Genomic DNA, 21,281 nt, shown 5'->3' on the forward strand with positions numbered 1-21,281 from the left:
GGTGGAGTCCGTGGCGGCGTCGGCGGCGGAGGAACGCGCCTTGGAGTTGGTGGAGGATTTCTTCGGAGGGTTCGGGGCCGTCGTGGTCGATCCTGTCGGCCCAGCGTTTGGCCATTGTGGTGACGAAGTCCGGGTCGGTTTCGGTGGCGGTGGTGGTCAGGGCGTGTTCCATCCGGGTGATGGTGTCCTGGTCGGTGAGGTTCCGGACTTTGTCCAGGGCGGTGCTGATGATGGTCGCGGACCGGGACGGCACCAAAGCCGATCCGAGGGCCTCGGCGAGGATTTCGCGGCGGGCCGGGATTTCCTGCCCGGTCATGCTCTTTTGGGGGAGGACCTCGGGGGCGAGGGCAAGCCGTCGCCGGGCTTCGCCGACGCCGATCCGCAACCGGGCCCGCAGGAACTCTGCCGCGTTCCGGTACCCGTCATCCAAGACACTGGCCGCCCCCGGAACTGTTGCCCCCGGAACCGTTGTGCCCGTGGCTTGGTCACTCCAGCCCGTCCGCCATTCCGGCGCTGCTGCTGAGGACCCCGGCTTCGTTTGCTGTGCTTCCGCCCGGGACCGTTCCACTGCCTGGGCTGCGACGACCTGCAAGTACTCCACACACCGGGAGATCTCCTCCACCCGGCCGGCAAAATCAGCAGCCTCAACAAACCCCAACAGGGAAGCCTCATCCGAGGCGGACAAGCGTGCGGAGTCCAGAAGTGCAGCGCTGTCGATAAGAAGCGCCATCAGGTCCCGCCCGGCAGACGCCTTGGGATCAGGACGCTGAGTGTCGAGACGTTGGACTGGTTGAGCCGACGTGGAGCCAAGGCTGGTCCGGGGATTCCGCTGAGGTTTAGGGATCGATCCTGTGTTTTGGGCCGAAACGTCGGCCGGGGCGGGGCTCGTTAGCGATGCAGCCCGGGCGGACTTGGTTCTGCCGTTGAGCAGCCCCGCGCCTTGCAGGTGGCCGATCCAGGTGACGGTCGCCGTCGAATCCTTGAACCCGGCCTTATGCAATTCCGGCCTGCTCAAGAAGCGTCGTGACCGGACAGCGATCAGGGCAGCCACCGCAGGGGACGATTCCGCCCTGAGTGCTGATAACTGCCCTTGATCTTCCATAAAAACATGATGTCAGGGGGGTCCGACATTATGAGGCCTCGACTACCCGGTGATCTGCTCCCGCAAAATATCTGCGTGCCCGCAGTGCTGCGCGAGCTCCCGCAGCATGTGGAGGTAGACCCAGCGGAGGGGGAGTGGGCCGCGGCGGTTTCCCAGCAGCAGATCGTCGAGGGCAAGCGCAGCGGCCGCGCGCCGGGACGCCTCGCACGCTTCCAAGTGAGCCGCTTGAATGCTGGCAATGGTGTCGTCGTCGTCCAGGATGAACGACTCATCAGGCGACGCCGGGATGCCAATATCCGCTCTGGACCTTCGCGTGATGGCTTCGTCGAACCACACCTTCTCCACGAAGGTCGCATGCTTCACCAAGCCCAGAAGCGTTGTACGCGAGGCGACCAACCGCCGTCGTGCTTGTTCTTCAGTGAGTCCATCGAGGCATGCGTTGAGGGCCCTGCGATGCTCGTCCAGAAACGTATCGAACTGGGTCCGGGCGTCCTGGTTGATGACGTCATCGGCGAACGTCTGGGGCAGTGCACTCATCCGAAAACCACCGTGCCGTCGTCGTTGATTCCCCAGCCGGGGTTGTGGGCGATCTCCCAGACGATGCCGTTCGGATCCTTGACGTGGCCGTGGAAGATGCCGCCAAACGCGCCCGCCTGCGCAGGCTTCACCACCGTTGCGCCAGCCGCCACCAAGGCATCGATGGTGCTGGCGACTTCCGCAGGGCTGCCGACGTTGTGCGACAGCGTCACGCCGCTGACTCCCGCCGTCGGTGCAGCGGCGCCGAGGTCCTGGTCGAACTTTTCGGCGTCGAACAGGCCGAGCATCAGCCCTGGCGCTATTTGGAAGAAGAGGATCTCGCCCGGAACGTCCATGGCCGGATCCCAACCGAGCCCGTCCTTATAGAAGGCGCGCGCGGCGTCGAGATCCTTGGTGGCGAACGTGAGGAAATGCAGTCGCTGGTCCATAGGGGAAGCCTATCGGGAGCGGACGACGGCGGCACTCGCCCGGTCGGGTCGGGGCAGCAGCCGCGGGCGGAGCCACTCAACATCACGAAGTAGCCAACTTGGCCGGTCCTGTTGAGCCCCGGTCCAAGCCGGTGGGAGGATGGAGCAGTGGAACCCCTCTTCGACTTCCTTGGCAGTTACTGGTGGCTCATTTTCCCTATCGGCGGGATGGCTGGTGGCTGGGCAAGGTCATGGTCCAAGGCCAGCGAGGAACGGCACCGCCGCAAGGTGGAGTTGCTGAAGTTGAAGAACCAGTTGGCGGTGCACGAGGAAGCCAACCAGGCCGAGGTAGTCTCGCTGATTGCCGCGCACGATTCTGTGAACCACAGGTGGCTCGATTACGAGCTCGACGTCGGTAACCTCATCGATTTCCCCCTCATGACCGACGTCCGTGAACCACTGACGGTTGCGTTCCTGCGCGCCAAGAAAGAAGCCGACGGCTTGCGGCCCGGAACACCGGAAGAGATTTCGTCGCCGGCCCGGCTGGCTGAGTATCGGGCGGCCGTCCATAGTTACGAACTCGCTTTCGATGTGGCCGAACGCGAAGCCAGGCGCATCAAGGACGGCAACTTCAGCGGCCCCGAACGCCAACGACTGGCCACAGCGAGGAAGCTCTTGCGCATCGCGGAGGACACTGCCGCCACCCCCGCCGAACGGCAGACGGCGTACAAGCGGGCCCGCAAGGAACTCGATGGCCTGATCGTGCTGCCGGAGGCAACGGTAGCCGCACTTGAGAGCAAGATTGTGAGTATGTTGGACGCCCGCAAGGACCCGGACACGGACGTGCGGTTCGCTTGACGCCAGGTGCTGTACCTTCCTGACCTTCTTTGGAGCCACGCGGAGCAATTTGCAACCTAAATCGGGTGCATTCTGAGCTTTCGGGATCCAAAGTGGGTGGTGAAGGTACAGCATCTAGGTCAACTCCACACCCATCACCGTCCGCACCAAGGTTGTTCGACAATCCACAACCCGTACCCGTGGCGGGCGTAGTTGTCCCGGTTCCACTCGATCCAGGCTGCTGCTTCGTCACGGGTTTTTGGTGCAGGGTAGTACGTCATCACCAGGCATCGAGCTCATCACGTCGAGATCAGCAAGGGTCATCTCGCGGCAACGCAACCGGTCCGTGGGGTGGGGAAGCATTTCCGAAGCCTACCCGCAGCAGGAACGCTATCCCCGCCGCACCTCCACCGGCGTCAGCATCTCCCGCTCGAACCCCACCACACGCCGCGGCCCGTGCAGGATGACCTCGTGGGAAGCAACATCGGCCGTGCTGGACGTCGAAACATGCAGCTTCACCAGCCCGGGAGTCACCACACGGTGGAGGTCCAGTCCGGTGAAAGACGTACGGTCCGCATGCACCACAAAATCGACGACGGCGGACGCGCCGGCCTCCAGCTCGACGCGGGCGTAACCGATCAGCTCGCGGACCGGACGAACCACTTCGCCCACCGGATCCTCCAAGTAAAGCTGCACAACCTCGGCACCACCACGGGAACCCGTATTGGTGACCGTGCAGCTGACGGTGACCGAATCCGACGTCGACATCGTGGGGGCGCTGCATTGGTGATCGGAGAGTTCAAACGTCGTATAGGACAAGCCGTGCCCGAAGCCGAACAGCGGCGAAGGATCCAGCGCGCTGACCCCGCTGGGGCCGGCGAGCTTGGAGTGCAGGTAGGTGCCTGGCTGGCCGCCGGGGGAGCGGGGCACTGAGACCGGCAGCTTTCCGGACGGATTGGCGACGCCGGTCAGAACATCCCAGAGAGCGGCACCGCCTTCCTCGCCCGGGAAGAAGCCCTGAACGATCGCATCGGCGCGGTCAACAAAGTCACCCAGGGCATATGGGCGACCACTCAGGACCACCACCACGGCTCGAGTCCCGGAGGCCTCACACGCAGAGAGAACGCGATCCAGCATCCGATGTTGGTCGCCGGGAAGCCGGAGATCGGCGGCGTCGTTTCCTTCGCCGGAGGTACCCCGGCCGAACAGCCCGGCATTGTCGCCAACCACCACCACGCACGTGTCCACTGAGGATGCCACCCGGCAGGCTTCGGCGATCTGCTCTTCCGTGGCTGACTCGCAGTTGCCGGTGACGGACGTGGTCACGGTGCCAAACCGTCCAGCGGCAACAGCTGCCACGGAGGGGACGGAAATACCCATGGGAACCTCTGGATGGGAAGCCCCCACGTGAGCATCGAAGGAGTAGCAGCCCAGCATCGCGAAGGGGTCCGCGGCCAGCGGTCCAACAACACCCAGCGAAGCAGCCGGATCAAGTGGCAGCGCCGGAGACCCCTTGAACTCCCGGTTGCTCAGCAACACCAACGATTGCGTCGCCAATTCGCGGGCCAACACCCGGTTTGCCGGGGGATCCAGCTCAAGTGGATCGGACTCGGTGACGCTGGAGAGCACCGGAGGAGCCGCCGGGAAGTCGGGCGATAACAGCCCCAGTTCGGCCTTCTGCGTCAAAACCCGGCGCAGGGCTCCATCCACAACAGATTCGTCCAGCGCGCCTTCCCGGATGCGACGCAGCAGCGGCTCGCCGAAGCAGTTCACCGTAGGGAGTTCAACGTCGACGCCGGCACTCAGGGCCAGCACCGCGGCGTCGCCGGAATCTGCGGCCACGCCGTGCGTGAGGTCCAGGAATGCGACGCCGAAGTAGTCTGCCACCACTGTCCCGGCGAAGCCCCATTCCTCACGAAGCAGCCCGGTCAACAGGGCGCGGTTCGCGGCGGCCGGTACGCCGTCGACGTCGGTATAGGCGTGCATCACGGAACGCGCGCCGCCGTGGCGGATCGCCATTTCAAACGGCGGCACCATGACGTCGGCCATTTCGCGGGGGCCCATGGAGACGGGCGCATGGTTGCGGCCAGCCTGGGAGGCTGAGTAGCCCACGAAGTGTTTGAGGGTGGCGACGATGCCGGTGGATTCCAGCCCTTGGACGTAGGCGGTGGCCACGGTTCCTACCAGATACGGGTCCTCGCCGATGGTTTCCTCCACGCGGCCCCAACGGAGATCCCGCACCACATCCAGCACCGGGGCCAAACCTTGATGCACGCCCAGGGCCCGCATGCTCGTGCCAATCCGGGCCGCCATTACCTGCACCAAACCAAGGTTGAACGTGGCGCCCCACGCCAGGGGCACCGGGAAGGCGGTCGCTTTCCAAGCGGCCAGACCCGCCAGGCATTCCTCGTGAACCTGCGCCGGAATCCCGAAACGGGACACGGCCATGATCTGCTCCTGTGCGGCCGCCAGCCGGCGCGCGCCTTCGGCGGGTTCCACCGGAACGGTGCCGTACATGCGCGTGATCTGGCCCAGTCCATCGGCGATGATCTCCTCCCAGGAGCGCGTATCGCCGGCCATCTGGTTCTGCAGTGGGGCAACGGAATCGCCGTCGGTGGAAGCGTTGACCCACACTCCCACAAGCTGGGCGAGCTTTTCCTCGAGGGTCATTTCACGGATGAGGTGCTCAACGACGTCCGACGCGGGAACGCGGGCAAGTGCTTGCTGATCGGCGGCGCCGGTGCTCACGGGGTCTCCTAGGGTTGCAGGGGCAATTTCTAGAAACTATCAGAAATTTCCATTTAGTTTCTAGATACAGAAAGTGTTGATTTACGAGCAGAATCTCCCTAGCGTTGATGTCAAGCAGTGGTGAAGCAGCACCCAGAGACCAGCAAAGTTCCGAAACTTTCCGAATATTTCCATCCTGAATCCTACGGAGAAACATGCAGACGTACCGAGTGGCCATCGTGGGCACGGGCGGCATCGCAGCAGTTCACGCATCCAACCTGGCCCGCACCGACAACCGGGCCGAGCTCGTGGCCGCGTGCGACGTCGACGACGCACGCCTCCAGGCCTTTGGCGATGAATACGGCATAGTCGGCCGCTACCAGAGCCTCACCGAGTTGCTGGCAGAGGCAAAACCGGACATCGTGCATCTCTGCACCCCGCCGATGATGCACATTGACCAGGCGATTGAGTGCCTCGAGGCCGGCGCGCATGTCCTTTCCGAGAAGCCTCCGGCCCTGAGCCTTGCCGACTTTGACCGGCTCAACGATGCACAAGCCAAGGGTGGCGCCCAGTTCTCGTGCGTCTTCCAGCACCGCTTCGGCGACGCCTCAACCGCGGCCCGCACACTGATTGGCGGCAGCGATTTCGGCCGCCCGCTCGTGGCCCGCTGCGACACCCTCTGGTACCGGCCCGATGAGTACTTCGACCTGCCGTGGCGGGGCACCTGGAAAGCTGAGGGCGGTGGGCCCACCATGGGCCACGGCATCCACCAGTTCGATCTCCTGCTCCACCTGCTCGGTCCGTGGGAAGAGGTCAACGCGATCGCTTCCAGGCAGGCCCGCGCCACGTCCACCGAGGACTTCTCGGCGGCGCTGGTCCGCTTCGAGAATGGCGCCGCCGCCACGGTGATCAACTCCCTGCTCTCGCCGCGGGAGACCTCTGACATCCGCGTCGACTGCGAGTTCGCCACCATTGAACTCAGCCACCTCTACGGCTACGGCACCAAGGATTGGACCATTACGGCGGCACCCGGACACGAGGACGCCGTGTCGGAGGCCTGGACCGGGCAACCATTGGAGCGCGGAAGCGGCCACTCAGCGCAATTCCTCGCCATGTATGACGCGCTCGACGCCGGACTGCCCCTCCCAGCCGGCGCGGACTCAGCGCGCCAAACCCTGGAGTTCGCTGCCGCGATTTACGCATCGGCCTTTACCGGCCACCCCGTGCGCCGCGGAGAAATCGTCCCCGGCCATGCCTTCTACGAGGGAATGGACGGCGAAGGGCGCGGCACCCGCGTCCTCGCCTCCACAGTCCGCCTGTAAACCCGAACCCAACCGGAGAACCCTTATGGCCACCTCAACGCAGACCTCACTGACCGATACCCTCAGCTACACCGACGACGGTCGCTCCCTGACCTTTAGGGTCGGGGCCCAGGCAATCGCCACGTACACGTACCACGCCACGGACGAGCAGTACGAAAGCCCGCGTCCCTTCTTCCATCCACTGACCACCTTGGAAGGGGACGAGGTCACCATTTCAAGGCCTTGGGACCATGTGTGGCACAAGGGCCTTTCGTGGGCGTTGCCGAATGTGGGCGACCACAATTTCTGGGGCGGAGCCACGTACACCCGGGAGACCGGCTACGCGAACCTGGACAACAACGGGGCCATGAACCACCAGGCCTTCACGAGCATTGAGGAGTCCGGGGCAGGAATCACTGCCACGGAATCCCTGCTCTGGACTGGACAGCCGGCCCAGGGCGGGCAGGAGGGCGCACCCCTGATCAAGGAGAGGCGTCGCTTCAGCATCCAGATCCTCCCAGCCGACAACGCGTGGGCGCTCCTGTTCGAAACCACCATGGACAACGTCTCCGGCGCTGAGATCGGCATCGGCAGCCCCACCACGGAAGGCCGCGACAACGCAGGATATGGCGGACTGTTCTGGCGCGGGCCGCGCTCCTTCACTGGCGGCGAATTCCGCTCCGAATCCGGGGCCGGGGCTGATGAGTTCATGGGCACCCGCTCACAGTGGATCGCCTTCACCGGGCAGCACGACGCCACCTGCCGGAAGTCCAGCATCATGTTCGTCGAAGACCAAGCCAACCCGGGCGCTTCCAACCAATGGTTCGCCCGCTCTTCCATGTTTGCCTGCCTCGGCTCAGCGCCGTTCTTCAGTGAAGTAGTCCCGCTGAAGGAGGGCAAACCGCTCACGTACCGGTACGCCGTCGTGATTGCCGACGGTTCCCTCGCCGACCACCAAGCTGCCGCCCTTGCCGACGCTGCCGCAGCCGCACTGGACGGTTGGGTCTAACCGTGTGCAACTCGTTCCCGGGCGCCACAGCGGTTTCTGAGGTCAGCATTTACGACTGGCCCGGGATGGACGGTGCGGCCGGCGGCTCTCCGCATCTGCACACGGCGTCCACCGAGGCGTACGTGGTGCAGCAGGGGACCGGCCGCCTGGAGACCCTCGACTCGCGCGGTTTCACGTCCACTCCGCTGGCACCCGGGACGGTGGTGTGGTTTACGCCGGGCACAGTGCACCGCGCCGTCAATGACAGCGGTGACCTCAGGGTCCTGGTGGTCATGCAGAATGCCGGGCTGCCAGAGAATGGCGACGCCGTGATGACCTTCCCGCCCGAGCACCTGGTGGACGTCGAGGCCTACTCACGTGCCGCTTCCCTTCCTTCCCGGGACGCCGCCGGCGGTGGCGCGGCTGCGGGGGCGGCCGCGCGCCGTCGTCGGGACCTGGCGTTGGCGGGGTACCTAGAGCTGAAAGCGGCTGTACTCGAGTCAGGCGTCGCGGCGCTCGCCGATTTTCACGCGTCGGCAGCCCAGTTGGTGAGCGGCAAGACCGGCGCCTGGCGGGGGTATTTGGCCGGGGGCGCGCAACGCCAGGCGGGTTTGACGGGGCAGCAGTTCGAGTCTCTCGAATCAATGGAAAGTTTCTACTTGCAAGGTGCGAGGACTACGATGGGCGAACGGAAAACCCGCAGGATCTATGGCATGTGTGGCCGGATCCAGGCGTGGGAACTTTCCGAAACTGCAATCGTCGGGACGTGATTCCCGGCTTGAGAGGTGGGGACCTATGGTGACCAAGCAGGACTCGGGGCGGGCTACGATCAGCGAGATCGCGCGCGAGGCCGGAGTGTCCGTGCCTACGGTTTCCAAGGTCCTCAACGGCCATGCCCACGTCGCCGCAGCCACTCGGGCGAAGGTGGAAGAGATCATCGCCAAGCGCGACTACGCCCGCCGGCCGGCCAAGCGCAGCAAGAAAGCCGGGCTCATTGACCTGGTGTTCCCTGGCATGGGCTCGGAATGGGCGTGCGAAATCATCGAAGGCGTGGAGCGCGTGGCCCAGGAAGCCGGTTACGGCACGGTGGTCAGCAGCCTGTCGCTGGATGGCTCGCGCATTCGACCATGGCTGGCCAACCTTGCGGAGCGAAAGTCCGACGGCGTCTTGCTCGCCGTCTATGAACTGGACTCCAAGCAGATCCAGCGCATCAAGTCCCTGGGCATTCCCGTGATCCTCATCGATCCTGTCGGGCAGCCCGGGCCGGACCTCATGACTGTGGGGGCCGCCAATTGGGACGGGGCGTTCTCGGCCACCGAGCACTTGTTGAAGCTTGGTCACACCCGGATCGGCATGATCGGTGGGCGTGAGGATCTTCAGTGCAGCGGTGCCCGTGAGGATGGGTATGTGGCGGCGCTGCGCCGTGCCGGGCTTGATGTCGATCCTTCGTTGATGGTGCCGGGCGATTTCTCCACCGAATCCGGGGCCCGGGGTACCGAGGCCCTGCTGGCACTCCCGGAGCGGCCCACGGCGATCTTCACCGGCAACGACGCGCAGGCCCTCGGGGCCTATCGTGCAGCTCGCTCGGCCGGGCTGCGGATCCCCGAGGACCTCTCCATCATCGGCTTCGACGATATCCCCGCCGCGGAATGGATCGAGCCAGGCCTGACCACCATCCGCCAGCCCGTGGTTCAGATGGCAGAAACCGCCATGCGCGCGCTGCTCCGGCACCTCGAAGGTGATGAGGAATTGCCGCAGCGCATCGAGCTGGGAACTGAGCTGGTGGTGAGGGGCTCGACGGCGGCGCCGGCTTCTTAGGGGCCGTGAGCCTCCACGGATTGCAGGAACTCGACGGATTGCAGGAACAGGGGCACTAGAGGGTCCTTGGTTCCGACCAGCCAAGCGGTTCCGATGCTCCACATCGAGGACTCGAGGTGGAGTGGCACCAGCTGTACGCCTTCAGGAATGATGGCGGAGGTGCTCTCCGGAACTATGGCGGGGCCGGCTCCGGCGGCGACGAGCGCCAACACTGTGAGCAGGTCCGACGTTTGGTACAGGACATGTGGATGTGCGCCAAGGTCCGTGAACAGCATGCCGGTTTGAGCCGCCAGGCCGGGGCCGCGTTCCGGATCCAGACGAATGACGGAGCGGCCGTCGAGGTACTCCCGGAGTGATTCACGCGTGGATGGGGGAACCGGGTCTGCGCTGGGAATCGCAAGGGCCAGGCGATCGCGGCGAATCATCCGGGTGGCAATATCTGGTGGGGCCGGCAGGCGAACGAAGCCGATACCGAGGGCCCCGCTGCGGAGTGCATCGAACTGCGCCGACGATGACATGTCTTCCAGTCCGATATCGATCGTGGGGTGTTTAGTCCGGAAATCGGCCACGGCGCGCGGGGCAACGTCGATCGCCGACATGCCGAATCCGACGTTCAGCACACCTTCTGCTCCACCTGCCACACGTTCCATTCGCTGGGCGAGCGCATCCGCCCTGCGCACCAGGTCAATCGCATCGGCAAGCAGTACTTCCCCGGCATTGGTCAGCGTTGCCCCGTGTCGTCCCCGGGTGAACAACAGGCTCCCGGCTTGCCGCTCCAGGAACTGGATCTGCTTGGTCAGATTGGATTGGGTGGTGGAGAGCGACTTCGCTGCCAGCCCAAAATTCCCGGTCTCCGCGACGGCAACAAAGGATCGCAATAGCCGTATTTCCATTTATGGACCGTAGTTCCATTCCGAATAGGAATCAAATGGGCGCAAGATTTCATTGGACGGAATGTTTGGCGACGACCAGCATGGGAGGTGTCCAAACCCAAGGAGAAACCAATGCCCGCCACCCCCACCCTTCGCGCTTCAGTTGTTCAGTTCGAAGCGGTCCCCGATCGCCCGGACCTCAACCTGAAGACCATCCGCCGCCTGGCAACCAAGGCCGCAGAGGACGGTGCCCGGATTGTCGTGTTCCCGGAAATGTGCCTCATCGGCTATTGGCACCTCCGCAAGCAGACCCCTCACCGTTTGCGCCAACTGGCGCAGTCCGAGGATGGGGTACAGGTCCGCGCTGTCAGGGAACTGGCCGAAGAGCTGGACCTGGGAATCGGTATCGGATATTTGGAGGTCGATGGCGAAGGGCAGCTCTACAACTCCTACTCCCTTTGCCTTCCGGACGGCACCGTTCGCACCCATCGGAAACTGCATGCGTTCGAGCATGATTCCATCAGGAGCGGATCGGAGTTCACAGTGTTCGATACGCCCTGGGGAATCAAGGTGGGAATCCTGATCTGCTGGGATAACAACCTGGTGGAGAACGTTCGCGCCACGGCGCTGCTCGGGGCAACGGTACTCATTGCTCCGCACCAGACGGGCGGCACAAACTCCGTCAGCCCTCGTGGCATGAAGCCGGTCCCTGCCGAACTGTGGGACAACCGTGAAACGGATCCCGCGGCGATCGAGGCTGCCTTCCGTGGCCCCAGCGGACGCGGGTGGCTTATGCGGTGGCTGCCCGCCCGGGCCCACGACAACGGGATTTTCGTTCTCTTCAGCAACGGCGTGGGCCGCGACGACGATGAAATCCGGACAGGGAATTCCATGATCGTGGATCCCTACGGATCGATTGTGGCCGAGACCTGGGTAGCCGATGAGGCTGTGGTGACCGCCGATTTGGACCTTGGCCTCATGCCCCTGTCAACCGGGCGCAGATGGATTCGTGGGCGCCGGCCCGAACTCTACGACATCCTGATCCGTCGGCAAGGAAACGAGGTGGATGCACGGGCGGCGCGCTTTTCCACGGAGCCCGTCCAGGGCTAGTGGCCCCCCGGCGCGCCCGGGGCGCCAAGGAGCAGGCGGTGCCCGGTCCGACGAATCACCGCGCGCCGGTCAATGTAGCTGCAGGTCAAGACCTTGCGTGCCGCACTTTGTACCGTTGATCGTTGGGCGATAAGGTATTGCCAGACCGTTTTGCAGAGGGCGGCCCTTTTCGCTCCTTTGCTGTCTGCTGGGGACGCATTTCAGTCAGTAGGAACGTGCATGGTCAACCCCCGCCCTGAGCAGGAAGCTCTCCAGAATGGCTACTTTTTGGATCTGGTCCTGGGCAGCGAAGACGTTGAGGCATTTCTCAGCGATCTAGCGGCTTTCTCAGCCGAGAGCCTCTCGCATCCTGACGCCACCGTCTTCTGCGGTATCACCGTTCTTCGCCGTAAGAAGTCCGCTACTGCGGCCAGCAGTGATGACCGTGCCCGCGTGATGGACGAACTTCAAAACGACTTTGAGGGTCCGTGCCTGACGGCCATGGACAAGCTGACCGCCGTCCTGGTGCCGGATCTGCTGCGAGAGCATCGCTGGCCGGACTATGTCGAAGCTGCGTCGCACCAAGGGCTGCGGTCCATCCTCAGCGTCCCGCTCCTTGTGGAGGGCGACACCCGTGCAGCCCTGAACCTCTACTCGGAGCTGACCAACGCGTTCAGTGAGTCGGATGTGGAACACGCCGAGGTCTTTGCATCGCATGCCTCCAAATCCCTGCGTCTTGCCCTGAAGATCGCCCAGCTCAGCGATGCCCGGAACGACCTCGCAGCAGCCATGCAGTCCCGCACCGTGATCGACCTCGCGGTCGGAGCGATCATGGCGCAGAACAAATGCACCCAGGAAGAGGCCTTCACCATCCTTCGCACGGCCTCCAGCAACCGCAACATCAAGCTGCGGCACCTGGCGAAGTCGATCATCGCGGCTGTTTCTTCGGGGAAGGTCACGACGCACTTCGAGGAGTAGGGCGTCTACCGCCGCAGGGCACCGTCCCACACCAGTTTCACTGCGTTCCGCACGCGTTCCTTCGTTTCAGCGATGGACACGGGATCGGACCCCGGCGGGCGCACCACGAACTGGTAGTAGTACAACCCGTTGATGAGGTCGATCATCGCCTCAACATCCACATCCGGTGCCAGCTCGCCGGCGGAAATTCCGCGGCGAATCTCCGCGGCGATGGGTTCGCGGCGCCGTGAGACATGCCGGTTCCAGGACAGTGCTCGGAGTTCATCGTTCTCCAGGCCCATGGCCACGCGCTTCTTCACCAGTGCACCCACTCGGCCGTCCACGTCGATCGCCGCTTCCTCGTATGAGGCGAGGATCGTCTCCAGTGTGGTGTCCCTGCGCTTGAATCCGATGGTGGACCGAACACTGTCCAATGCTGCCGCAAGGAGTTCCTCGCGGCTGCTCCATCGCCGGTACAGTGCAGCCCGGCTCACGCCTGAGCGCTCGGTAATCGCCGAGACCGTCACGTCACGTGTATCCCGCTCCAGCAACAGTTCCACTGTGGAGGAGAGGACGGTGGATTCCAGTGCGGTGTCGCGCGGCCTGCCCGGCCGGCGGTCGGCAACTGCCGTGGCGGCCCCGGTGTCAGGCATCCTCAACCACCAAGCGCTCACGGAGCTGCGCGATGGTGGCATCGGAAAGCCCTGCACGCCGGACAGGTTCCAGCACACTTCCGTGCCGCTCAATCAGCAGAGCCTGCATGGCCTCCATCGACTCCGCGTGGGCACCCATCATGGCGCCCATGCCCTTGATGGCTTCCTCATCCAGGACACGGTCCGGCATGAGCCCGCCCATGATCGCACGGAGCCGCGGGAACAGTTGCGGCAGGCGGGTGGCCGTCACTGCGTAATCGGCGGAGATGGTTTCCGGGGTAGCGCCCAAGGCTGACAGCACGACGGCGGCGAACACTCCCGTACGATCCTTGCCGGCCGCGCAATGGAAGACGGTTGCGCCGTCGGCCATTGCTACCAGCGTGACGCCAAGGGCGAGTTGCCGGGCCTGGGTTTCGAGAAGGTTGGCGTACCACGCGCCCACATGTGCAGGAGTAGTGGCAGCGGTCATCATCTCGTGGCTGATGTCTTCCGGCGATGAAACCGAAGCCGTCAATGCGAGGTGGTGGTAGCTCACGCCGGGAACGGTCAACGGTCCCCGCCCGGTGAAGAGTGCCTCCTCAGGTGAGCGGAGGTCGATGACTGACGTGACGCCGTCGTCGATCATTTGCTGGGCAAAAGCCGCCGGCATCACCGAGACATCATCGCTGCGGAGCAGCACGCCGGGACGGGTAGTGCCGCCGGAAACGGGCAGGCCGCCGAGGTCGCGCAGGTTGACGGGGGAGAGATCCAGAGTTTCCAAAAGAGAGTTCCTAGCTGAGCTTGGCGCGGATGAAGGCGCTGACCCGGTCGATGATGGTGACCAGCACGACGATGCTGATGATGATGGCGCAAAGGTGTCCGTAATCGTACATGCGCATTGCGGTAGTAAGCTCCAAGCCGATGCCACCCGCGCCCACCAGGCCCAGGATGGTGGCGCCGCGGACGTTGCCTTCGAAGAGCAACAGTGTGTAGCTGACCAGCAGCGGCGCCGCTTGGGGGAGGACTGCATAGCTGATGATTTGGCGCTTGTTGGCGCCCACAGCGGTGAGGGCTTCCACCGGTCCGGGCTGCACGGATTCCATGGCTTCGGCGTAGACCTTGCCAATGGATCCCACTGAGCCCAGCACGATCGCGAGGATACCGGCGAACGGACCCAACCCCACGGCGGAAACGAACATCAGCGCGAAGATGAGTTCAGGGACGGAGCGCAGCACGTTCAGCACAGCCCGGCAGGAGGTGTAGACCCAGCGCGGGGCAATGTTGCTGGCCGCGCCGAAGCTCAGCAGCAGCGACGCCAGCGCGCCGAGGACCGTGCCCACCAACGCCATCTGCAGGGTCTCGACGAGCAGTTTGATGATAATGCCGAATTTGTCGAACGTCGGCGGGAAGAGGCGGCCCAGGAAGTTGCCCATGTTGGGGATGCCGTCCAGCAGCTTCTCCGGGTTGAACCCGGCGCCCATTCCTGCCCAGACCAGAACGACGGCGACGATCACCCAGAGCGCAGCGCCACGTGGTGTGGGGAGGCCGAAGGGACGCGAAAGCCGGAGCCGGTCGGCTTCGGCGAGGCTGGTGTTGATGGTCTTTGCCGCCTCTGCGGGGGCTTCAGTTTTCGAGGAGCTCAGTGTCTGTTCCATAAATCTGGTGCACCTCCTTTTCCGTGATGGTGGTGGCGGGGCCGGCGAACACGAGCTCACCGGAGTGCAGGCCAAGGACGCGGTCGGCATAGCGGCGCGCGAGACTCACCACGTGCAGGCTCACGATGACGGGGATCTGTTCCTCGCGGGCGATGTCGCGGAGCAGGCCAAGGATGTTGCCGGCGAGCCGCGGGTCCAGGGACGCGACGGGTTCGTCGGCCAGGATGAGGCGCGGCTGCTGCATGAGCGCACGGGCGATCGCGACGCGCTGCTGCTCGCCGCCGCTCAGGCTCCTGCACGGCTGCTTGGCCTTGTGCGCCAGGCCGACCCGGTCCAGCAGTTCCAGCGCCATGGTCCGCTGCGCCCGGCTGAACGTGCCCAGCATGTTCAAAGGCCCGGCCGAGTGGAGTCCGCCGGTCAGCACGTTGGTGAGGGCGGTCAGTCGCGGCACCAGGTTGAAGTGCTGGAAGACATAGCCGACGTCGGATCGCAGCTCGCACAGGCCGGTCGGGTTCTGCTGGGCTACTGAGCGGCCGGCTACCTCCAGCGTGTCAGCGGTGAAGGGGGCGATCCCGGTGAGGGTCTTCATCAGCGTCGATTTGCCGGATCCTGAGTGGCCCAGCAGCGCCACGACTTCGCCCGGGTACACGTCCAGGTCGATCCCGGCCAGGGCAACCTGATCTCCGTAGTGGACGCGCAACTGGCGTGCCCGGACGGTGGGCGTCGCCGATGAGGCGAGTGCCGCCGTCGTGCCTTTCGTTGGTGACAAAAGGCTCATCGGAGGTCCTGGAGATCAACGCCGATGGACTCGGCCACGTCAACCAGCGGAGCGTACGTGCTGAATTCCGGGTCAGCCGTGGGTTGGCCGCTGATCCCGAACGTCTTGGAGACCTTCTCGTTGGCGGTGATGAGGGCGGGGAGTTTGGCCTTGAGTGCTTCGCGGGCGTCGTTGTCCAGGTCTTTCCGGACCACGATGGAGATGCCGACGGGGATGGGGTCCGATTTGGCGATGACGGTGATCTCGTCTTCCTTGATAACGCCCTTCTGGACGAACGTCGGGTACAGCTGGCGGGCGGTGCAGGCCACGTCAACGTTGCCGTTGGCGAGGGCCAGGACGGCGGAGTCGTGGGAGCCTGCGAAGGTGCTCTTGTAGTCGGTGCCGTCCGTGAGTCCGGCCTTGGCCAGGAGTGCCTTGGGCATGAAGTAGCCGGTGGTGGAGCCGGGATCGATGAAGGCTACCTGCTTGCCCTTCACGTCGGCGGGGGACTGGATGCCGCTGTCCTTCTTGGCCAGGCAGAAGCTTGCGGGCTCGGTGCTCGCGGGCCACACGAGGAGCGGATCCACGCTGTCGGTCTTGTACGCGAGGGCTGCTGAGAACTGGCTGAGGACGGCGACGTCCACCGAGCCGTTGCGGACGGCTTCGACCACGCCGAGGTAGTCGGCCGGCTGGAGGTTGGTGATGGTCCGGCCGGAGGCTTCGCCCACCATGGTGGCGAGGTCGGCCATGATGGCTTGCTCGTCGGGGTCGTCGGTACCCGGAGGCGTGGCGAAGACGAGCTCGGTTGTGCTCTTGTTGGCTCCAGCGGCGTTAGCGTCGCCGGAGCAGCCAGCGAGGGCTCCGATGGCCAGAATACCGATGAACGAAGTTGCGATGATGCCTGCACGAGCGTGCATGGTGGTGCCTTCCGTCATGTGTTGGGGGTGACGGAATTACGAAACCAGCAGTATCTGAATCGGAATTACGAGACTGCCGTACTTCAAATGGCGGGGAGGTTAACTGTTTGCGCTCGCATGAAAAGTCCGCCCTGTGACCCCGTTTCGTGACCCGAGGCAACCATGGAGCAGACTGGGTTGGGTGACCGCCAACAAACCCCGCCCCGGCCTCGCGATCGCCGCACTGAGCCTCGGGACGGCGCTGAATCCGCTGAACTCGTCCATGATCGCCGTCGCATTGGTGGTCCTGAGGGAGCATTTCGAGCTCGACGTCGCCACCGTCACCTGGGTGATCACCTCGTTCTACCTCGCGTCTGCCGCCGGCCAGCCGCTGATGGGTCGGCTCGCCGACCGTTTCGGCCCGCGCCGCTTGTTCATGTTCGGCATGGCTTTGGTCGCTGTCACCTGCGCCATCGCTCCGTTCCTGCCCAACTTCGCGCTGGTCTGCGTGGCCCGCGCGCTCATGGCTGTAGGGACCGCGACGGCGTACCCGTCCGCCGTCGTGATGGTCACCGAGCTGAGCCGGCTGGCTGACTTGCCGTCCACGCGGCCGTTGGGCCGGATCCAGATGGCGAACACTTCGGCCGCTGCCGTCGGACCTGTAGTGGGTGGGCTGTTGGTGAGCCTGGTCGGTTGGCAGGCGCTCTTCGCGATCAACGTACCTATCGCTTTGCTCGCCATGATCGTGGTCTACAAGGTAGCGCCCATCGATTCCGGGCGCGAGACCGGCAGGCTTGGCCAACTGATCCGCGACTCCGACATCCCCGGCATCCTCGCCTTCGTCACCTCGCTGATGCTGGCCATGATGGCGCTGCTCAACGTCATGCCCGGCTACCGCTGGTATTTGCTTGGCGCCGCCACGGTGATCGGCGCGCTCTTCGCCTGGCGCGAGCTGCGCTTCCAGCCGCCGTTCCTGGACCTTCGACTGCTGGGCCGGAACCGGCCGCTGCTGCTGGTCTACCTGCTGTTCGTCGTGTTCAGCGGGGTCTACTACTTCGCGTTCTTTGGCCTTCCGCAGTTGCTGCAGGAAGCGGGACATTACGACGCCGGTGTGGTGGGCCTGCTGATGCTGCCCCTTGCGGCGTTGTCGGTGGTGGTGACGCCACTGACGGTGCGGTCCATTGAGCGGTTCGGCGTGCGTCCTGTGCTGATCACCGGCGTTCTGATCCTGACCCTTGCCGCGGGAACGCTCGGTTTCCTGACCATGACTTTGTGGGCGCCGCTGGTGTTCGTGCTCACCGCGTTGATGGGCGTTCCCTATGGCGTGGTGAGCACCGCGTCCAACCAAGGGCTGTACGTTTCTGCAAGGCCCGAGGAAAGGGGAGTGGCGGCCGGCATCTTCCAGACGTGCCGCTACCTCGGTGCCATTACGGCTACTGTGCTGATCGGTGTGCTGTACGGGCCGGGCGTGAACCAGGCGAACTGGGGCATCATGGTCCTGGTGATGCTCGGTCTCAGCGCTGTGGTGCTGGCGCTGGCTGTCATGTGGCGGAAGCCCGCGGTTTAGGGATTCAGCGGGATCAGCAGCGCCGCCGCGCCTGCGGTCGACAGGGCTGCGCGCAGGTGGTTGGCCGGAACCCAGCCCCGCAGGAACTGGTTCCAATCCTGGCTGGAGCCTTGGGCCAAGCGGTTGTTGAGCGGCACGTTGATCGCCATGGTGGAGAGGAATCCGGCCAGGCAGGCCGCAGCGCCTGCCACCCGAAGCGGCGGCTGGCTGCCGGGATCGACGACGGCGGCAATCACCACGCCAGCGGAGGCGGCGGCCGAGCCGAAGAACAGGATCATGAACGGCGGGGTTACCGCCTTCTGGTTGATGGCGTTCATAGCCGCAACCGCGTCGCTTGCCGGCCGCATCCGGAGTGCGGGCATCACGAGTGCGGAGAAGGCGAAGTAGAAACCGCCCACCAGGGCCGAACCCGTTCCGGCTGCTACGGGAAGCCAAGTGCTCAAAGTTGTCATGCCTCAAGCCTGCCCTCGCCGGAGTGGACGATGAATAGTCAAGGATCCACTTTTCATACGCAGACGTCTAAGCTGACCGCATGGATCCTCTATCGCAGTTCCTGACTGGCCCACGGGCGCAGGCGGCATTTGCCCTCCGCGTGGTGATGGATCCACCTTTCGCCATTGACGTCCAGGACCAGGCTGCCCTGACGGTGATCGTCGTGGTGCGCGGGGAAGCGTGGATCACTGCGGACGGTGCTGAACCTCAACTCCTCCTGCAGGGTCGGGCTGCGACAGTACGCGGGCCGGAGCCCTATATCGTTGCTGATGCTCCCGGCAGGGAACCCACGGTGGTTATCGATGCCGACCAGTCATGCCGCACCCCCAGTGGCGAAAAGTTGGAGCTCACATTCTCCCGAGGTGTGTTGACGTGGGGCAACAGTGCCGTCGGCGAAACCGTCCTGCTGATCGGCACGTACCAGTCACCGGCGGCCGTGGGCCAGTTGGTCACGTCAGTGCTGCCCAGACTGGCGGTCTTCGCGGAGGAAGACCTCGACGGCGGCCTGTTGGGTATGTTGGGACGCGAACTCACGCAACAACGGCCTGGACAGGAAAGCGCGCTGGACAGGCTGTTGGATCTTCTCCTGTTGAACCTTGTGCGTGCCTGCGTGGAACGGGGGGACGCACCGCAGGGACCGTGGACGCATGCGTCCCGCGAACCCGTGGTTGCCCAGGCCCTCGAACTCCTGCACCAGGAGCCGGCGGCGCCGTGGACCGTGGCCGGGTTGGCGCTCAGGTGCCACGTCTCCAGGGCCACCATGGCCGCCCGCTTCCGTGCCGCCGTCGGGCAGTCACCCATGGCCTATCTCAGCGCATGGCGACTGGCGCTGGCCGCCGACAGGTTAGCCTCCAGCAATGCGACTACCGCAGTCATCGCGGAGGAGGTTGGCTACAGCAATGCCTTCACGTTCAGTGCTGCTTTTTCGCGGGAATACGGCGTCAGTCCGAGCGGATACCGGCGGTCTTCACGGGCGGCAAGCAGTCGAACCGAAGACGCCGGTAAATCATCTGCCGGGGACCGCCGCCGGTGAGCGTCGCGAATGTAGCATCTGAGGGAGACGGCCAACAACCGTGCACTTCGGAGAAAGCGGAACACCATGTCACCCAGTCCCGATGGAATCGCCACTACCGTCAGTAGGACGTTCAGCCGCACCACCCAGGTGTCCACCACCGTCAACGCCAGCCCAGCTACCGTGTGGAAGTTGCTGACCACGGCGTCGGATTATCCGCGGTGGAACTCCACGATTGTTTCGGTGGAGGGCGAGATCAAGCCCGGATCCACCATTCAGTTGGTCTCCACACTGGATCCCAACCGTACGTTTAAGCTCAGGGTCAAAGAGTTCGAACCGTCCAGTCGGCTGGCCTGGGGTGACGCGATGGGAACCCGCGTCTACACGCTCACGGAAACCAATGGCGGGGGGACCCTGTTCGAGATGAACGAACGCATCGGCGGGCCGATATTCCCGCTGTTCGCCAATAAGATCCCGTCGTTCGACGCCAGCTTTGAACAGTTTGCCGCCGACCTGAAAGTTGCCGCCGAGAACTGACTTCAGCTGCGGGGCCCCTTGACTAAACATTGACTAAATAACTGAGTGCGCTCATAATTGAGTCAAGTCAGTAAATTAGTCATTGGAGAACCCCCATGAGAGCCTTCGTCCTCAACCAGTACAAGGAACCCCTTCAGCAGATCGATGTCCCGGAGCCGGTGCTCGGCGACCATGATGTGCTGGTTAAGGTTCACGCAGCTGGCTTGAACCAGCTGGACGAGAAGATCCGGTTGGGCGAGTTCAAGCAGATCCTCCCGTACAAGCTGCCGCAGATTCTTGGCCATGATGTTGCCGGTGTGGTCCTAAAGGTGGGGCCCAAGGTGCGGTCCTTCACTCCCGGCGACGAGGTCTTTGCACGCCCCGGCAAAGACAGCATCGGCACGTTCGCGGAGCGCATTGCCGTCGCGGAGGAGGACCTGGCCATCAAACCGGCCACCGTCAGCATGGAGGAAGCGGGCTCGCTTCCGCTGGTGGCTTTGACGGCGTGGCAGGCCCTGGTGGAGCGCGGAAACGTTGGCCCCGGCCAGAAAGTACTCGTCCATGCCGGCGCCGGGGGCGTGGGCTCCATTGCCATCCAGCTGGCTAAGTACTTGGGTGCGACGGTAGCCACCACTGTCAGCGCGGGGAACAAGGACTTTGTTCGTGAGCTCGGCGCTGATGTGGTGATTGATTACCGCACCGAGGACTTCGTGGAGATCCTTCACGACTACGACCTCGTCCTGGACAGCCTCGGCGGTGAGAACTTGGAGCGGTCCCTGAAGGTCTTGAAGAAGGGCGGCACGGCTATCGGCATCGCCGGTCCGCCGGACGCCGGATTTGCCAGGCAGCTGGGTGGAAACCCTGTGCTGCTGGGTGTGATGACCCTGCTGAGCTCGGGTATCCGCCGCAAGGCCCGCCGCTTGGGCGTCACCTACGAGTTCCTTTTCATGCGCGCCGATGGCGGCCAGCTGAGGGAAATTGCTGCGCTCATCGATTCCGGCCACATCAAGCCGGTCCTGGGTCGCGTGGTGCCGTTCGACCAGACGGCCGATGTCCTTGCTGCCCTCGAAAAGGGCGGCGTTCGCGGCAAGACCGTCGTCAGTCATCTCTAACCCCAAA

22 protein-coding genes are annotated in these 21,281 nt (G+C 64.2%); 11 read left to right on the plus strand and 11 right to left on the minus strand.

Features of this window, described 5'->3' with window-relative positions:
- From LN996_RS17300 to LN996_RS17310, 3 genes are all read right to left on the minus strand, one after another.
- The coding region (locus LN996_RS17300; protein ID WP_231341643.1) for a DUF222 domain-containing protein at window positions 1-1,102 on the minus strand (1,102 nt) is incomplete at its 3' end.
- Between the two features lie 42 nt (window positions 1,103-1,144).
- Window positions 1,145-1,639 (minus strand): DinB family protein, encoded by a 495-nt coding sequence (locus LN996_RS17305; RefSeq protein WP_231341644.1) that lies wholly within the window; start codon window positions 1,637-1,639, stop codon window positions 1,145-1,147.
- Complete coding sequence (locus LN996_RS17310; protein WP_231341645.1) at window positions 1,636-2,067, minus strand: VOC family protein; 432 nt, start codon at window positions 2,065-2,067, stop codon at window positions 1,636-1,638. Before LN996_RS17310 ends, LN996_RS17305 begins: the two co-directional genes overlap by 4 nt.
- Before the next feature lie 147 nt (window positions 2,068-2,214).
- Here LN996_RS17310 and LN996_RS17315 point away from each other — a divergent pair, with 147 nt between their 5' ends.
- Window positions 2,215-2,904 carry a hypothetical protein gene (locus tag LN996_RS17315; RefSeq protein WP_231341646.1) on the plus strand — a complete coding sequence of 230 codons (690 nt, stop codon included), beginning with the start codon at window positions 2,215-2,217 and terminating at the stop codon, window positions 2,902-2,904.
- Window positions 2,905-3,273: 369 nt separating this feature from the next.
- Here LN996_RS17315 and LN996_RS17325 read toward each other — a convergent pair whose 3' ends face one another.
- Complete coding sequence (locus tag LN996_RS17325) at window positions 3,274-5,631, minus strand: glycoside hydrolase family 3 N-terminal domain-containing protein (protein WP_231341647.1); 2,358 nt, start codon at window positions 5,629-5,631, stop codon at window positions 3,274-3,276.
- Window positions 5,632-5,825: 194 nt separating this feature from the next.
- On the opposite strand from LN996_RS17325, the gene LN996_RS17330 reads away from it, so the two are divergent.
- Genes LN996_RS17330 through LN996_RS17345 form a run of 4 tightly spaced genes read left to right on the plus strand, consistent with a single transcriptional unit; the run spans window position 5,826 to window position 9,717 of the window.
- Window positions 5,826-6,932, plus strand: a complete 1,107-nt coding sequence (locus LN996_RS17330; RefSeq protein ID WP_231341648.1) for a Gfo/Idh/MocA family protein — start codon at window positions 5,826-5,828, stop codon at window positions 6,930-6,932.
- A gap of 25 nt (window positions 6,933-6,957) precedes the next feature.
- The gene (locus LN996_RS17335; protein WP_231341649.1) at window positions 6,958-7,920 is read left to right on the plus strand and encodes a PmoA family protein; all 963 of its coding nucleotides are present in this window, start codon (window positions 6,958-6,960) and stop codon (window positions 7,918-7,920) included.
- A 2-nt stretch (window positions 7,921-7,922) separates the two neighbouring features.
- Window positions 7,923-8,669 (plus strand): cupin domain-containing protein, encoded by a 747-nt coding sequence (locus LN996_RS17340; RefSeq protein ID WP_231341650.1) that lies wholly within the window; start codon window positions 7,923-7,925, stop codon window positions 8,667-8,669.
- Window positions 8,670-8,694: 25 nt separating this feature from the next.
- Entirely contained in the window at window positions 8,695-9,717 is a 1,023-nt protein-coding gene (locus LN996_RS17345) for a LacI family DNA-binding transcriptional regulator (RefSeq protein WP_231341651.1), read from the plus strand.
- Here the strand turns inward: LN996_RS17345 and LN996_RS17350 are convergent.
- Window positions 9,714-10,610, minus strand: coding sequence for a LysR family transcriptional regulator (locus tag LN996_RS17350; protein WP_231341652.1), 897 nt, complete (start codon window positions 10,608-10,610; stop codon window positions 9,714-9,716). The genes LN996_RS17345 and LN996_RS17350 overlap by 4 nt on opposite strands.
- A gap of 111 nt (window positions 10,611-10,721) precedes the next feature.
- Here LN996_RS17350 and LN996_RS17355 point away from each other — a divergent pair, with 111 nt between their 5' ends.
- Window positions 10,722-11,699 carry a nitrilase family protein gene (locus LN996_RS17355; RefSeq protein ID WP_231341653.1) on the plus strand — a complete coding sequence of 326 codons (978 nt, stop codon included), beginning with the start codon at window positions 10,722-10,724 and terminating at the stop codon, window positions 11,697-11,699.
- A 219-nt stretch (window positions 11,700-11,918) separates the two neighbouring features.
- Window positions 11,919-12,656: a GAF and ANTAR domain-containing protein gene (locus LN996_RS17360; RefSeq protein WP_231341654.1), complete on the plus strand. Its 738-nt coding sequence runs from the start codon at window positions 11,919-11,921 to the stop codon at window positions 12,654-12,656.
- A 5-nt stretch (window positions 12,657-12,661) separates the two neighbouring features.
- On the opposite strand, the gene LN996_RS17365 is transcribed toward LN996_RS17360, so the two are convergent.
- The 5 genes from LN996_RS17365 to phnD are packed head-to-tail and all read right to left on the minus strand — an operon-like array spanning window position 12,662 to window position 16,614.
- A complete protein-coding gene (locus LN996_RS17365) occupies window positions 12,662-13,288 on the minus strand; it encodes a TetR/AcrR family transcriptional regulator (protein WP_231341655.1) in 627 nt (208 codons plus the stop codon).
- Window positions 13,281-14,048, minus strand: a complete 768-nt coding sequence (locus LN996_RS17370) for a tyrosine-protein phosphatase (RefSeq protein WP_231341656.1) — start codon at window positions 14,046-14,048, stop codon at window positions 13,281-13,283. Before LN996_RS17370 ends, LN996_RS17365 begins: the two co-directional genes overlap by 8 nt.
- A 10-nt stretch (window positions 14,049-14,058) precedes the next feature.
- Window positions 14,059-14,922 (minus strand): phosphonate ABC transporter, permease protein PhnE, encoded by an 864-nt coding sequence (phnE, locus tag LN996_RS17375; RefSeq protein ID WP_231341657.1) that lies wholly within the window; start codon window positions 14,920-14,922, stop codon window positions 14,059-14,061.
- On the minus strand, window positions 14,891-15,700 hold the full coding sequence (phnC, locus tag LN996_RS17380) for a phosphonate ABC transporter ATP-binding protein (protein WP_231341658.1): 810 nt from the start codon (window positions 15,698-15,700) through the stop codon (window positions 14,891-14,893). The genes phnE and phnC overlap by 32 nt, the downstream gene beginning before the upstream one ends.
- Entirely contained in the window at window positions 15,697-16,614 is a 918-nt protein-coding gene (phnD, locus tag LN996_RS17385; protein ID WP_231341659.1) for a phosphate/phosphite/phosphonate ABC transporter substrate-binding protein, read from the minus strand. Before phnD ends, phnC begins: the two co-directional genes overlap by 4 nt.
- A 163-nt stretch (window positions 16,615-16,777) precedes the next feature.
- On the opposite strand from phnD, the gene LN996_RS17390 reads away from it, so the two are divergent.
- Window positions 16,778-18,142: an MFS transporter gene (locus LN996_RS17390; RefSeq protein WP_231341660.1), complete on the plus strand. Its 1,365-nt coding sequence runs from the start codon at window positions 16,778-16,780 to the stop codon at window positions 18,140-18,142.
- Here the strand turns inward: LN996_RS17390 and LN996_RS17395 are convergent.
- A complete protein-coding gene (locus tag LN996_RS17395) occupies window positions 18,139-18,594 on the minus strand; it encodes a DUF1772 domain-containing protein (RefSeq protein WP_231341661.1) in 456 nt (151 codons plus the stop codon). The two genes, LN996_RS17390 and LN996_RS17395, sit on opposite strands and share 4 nt — an antisense overlap.
- Before the next feature lie 80 nt (window positions 18,595-18,674).
- On the opposite strand from LN996_RS17395, the gene LN996_RS17400 reads away from it, so the two are divergent.
- The 3 genes from LN996_RS17400 (at window position 18,675) to LN996_RS17410 (ending at window position 21,274) form a co-directional block, all read left to right on the plus strand.
- Entirely contained in the window at window positions 18,675-19,667 is a 993-nt protein-coding gene (locus tag LN996_RS17400) for an AraC family transcriptional regulator (protein ID WP_231341662.1), read from the plus strand.
- A gap of 66 nt (window positions 19,668-19,733) precedes the next feature.
- Window positions 19,734-20,183 carry an SRPBCC domain-containing protein gene (locus tag LN996_RS17405; RefSeq protein WP_231341663.1) on the plus strand — a complete coding sequence of 150 codons (450 nt, stop codon included), beginning with the start codon at window positions 19,734-19,736 and terminating at the stop codon, window positions 20,181-20,183.
- 95 nt (window positions 20,184-20,278) lie between these two features.
- Window positions 20,279-21,274: an NADP-dependent oxidoreductase gene (locus LN996_RS17410; RefSeq protein WP_231341664.1), complete on the plus strand. Its 996-nt coding sequence runs from the start codon at window positions 20,279-20,281 to the stop codon at window positions 21,272-21,274.
- Window positions 21,275-21,281 lie beyond the last annotated feature (7 nt).

Origin of the sequence: Arthrobacter sp. AK01 (genome assembly GCF_021109375.1) — a bacterium.
Taxonomy (GTDB): domain Bacteria; phylum Actinomycetota; class Actinomycetes; order Actinomycetales; family Micrococcaceae; genus Arthrobacter.

Coding starts and splice junctions, on each gene's coding strand:
- LN996_RS17400 (WP_231341662.1), top strand. CDS start 18,675: ATGGATCCTCTATCGCAGTTCCTGACTGGCCCACGGGCGCAGGCGGCA.
- LN996_RS17305 (WP_231341644.1), bottom strand. CDS start 1,639: ATGAGTGCACTGCCCCAGACGTTCGCCGATGACGTCATCAACCAGGAC.
- LN996_RS17410 (WP_231341664.1), top strand. CDS start 20,279: ATGAGAGCCTTCGTCCTCAACCAGTACAAGGAACCCCTTCAGCAGATC.
- LN996_RS17310 (WP_231341645.1), bottom strand. CDS start 2,067: ATGGACCAGCGACTGCATTTCCTCACGTTCGCCACCAAGGATCTCGAC.
- phnD (WP_231341659.1), bottom strand. CDS start 16,614: ATGACGGAAGGCACCACCATGCACGCTCGTGCAGGCATCATCGCAACT.
- LN996_RS17360 (WP_231341654.1), top strand. CDS start 11,919: ATGGTCAACCCCCGCCCTGAGCAGGAAGCTCTCCAGAATGGCTACTTT.
- LN996_RS17365 (WP_231341655.1), bottom strand. CDS start 13,288: ATGCCTGACACCGGGGCCGCCACGGCAGTTGCCGACCGCCGGCCGGGC.
- LN996_RS17405 (WP_231341663.1), top strand. CDS start 19,734: ATGTCACCCAGTCCCGATGGAATCGCCACTACCGTCAGTAGGACGTTC.
- phnE (WP_231341657.1), bottom strand. CDS start 14,922: ATGGAACAGACACTGAGCTCCTCGAAAACTGAAGCCCCCGCAGAGGCG.
- LN996_RS17395 (WP_231341661.1), bottom strand. CDS start 18,594: ATGACAACTTTGAGCACTTGGCTTCCCGTAGCAGCCGGAACGGGTTCG.
- LN996_RS17335 (WP_231341649.1), top strand. CDS start 6,958: ATGGCCACCTCAACGCAGACCTCACTGACCGATACCCTCAGCTACACC.
- LN996_RS17345 (WP_231341651.1), top strand. CDS start 8,695: ATGGTGACCAAGCAGGACTCGGGGCGGGCTACGATCAGCGAGATCGCG.
- phnC (WP_231341658.1), bottom strand. CDS start 15,700: ATGAGCCTTTTGTCACCAACGAAAGGCACGACGGCGGCACTCGCCTCA.
- LN996_RS17350 (WP_231341652.1), bottom strand. CDS start 10,610: ATGGAAATACGGCTATTGCGATCCTTTGTTGCCGTCGCGGAGACCGGG.
- LN996_RS17355 (WP_231341653.1), top strand. CDS start 10,722: ATGCCCGCCACCCCCACCCTTCGCGCTTCAGTTGTTCAGTTCGAAGCG.
- LN996_RS17330 (WP_231341648.1), top strand. CDS start 5,826: ATGCAGACGTACCGAGTGGCCATCGTGGGCACGGGCGGCATCGCAGCA.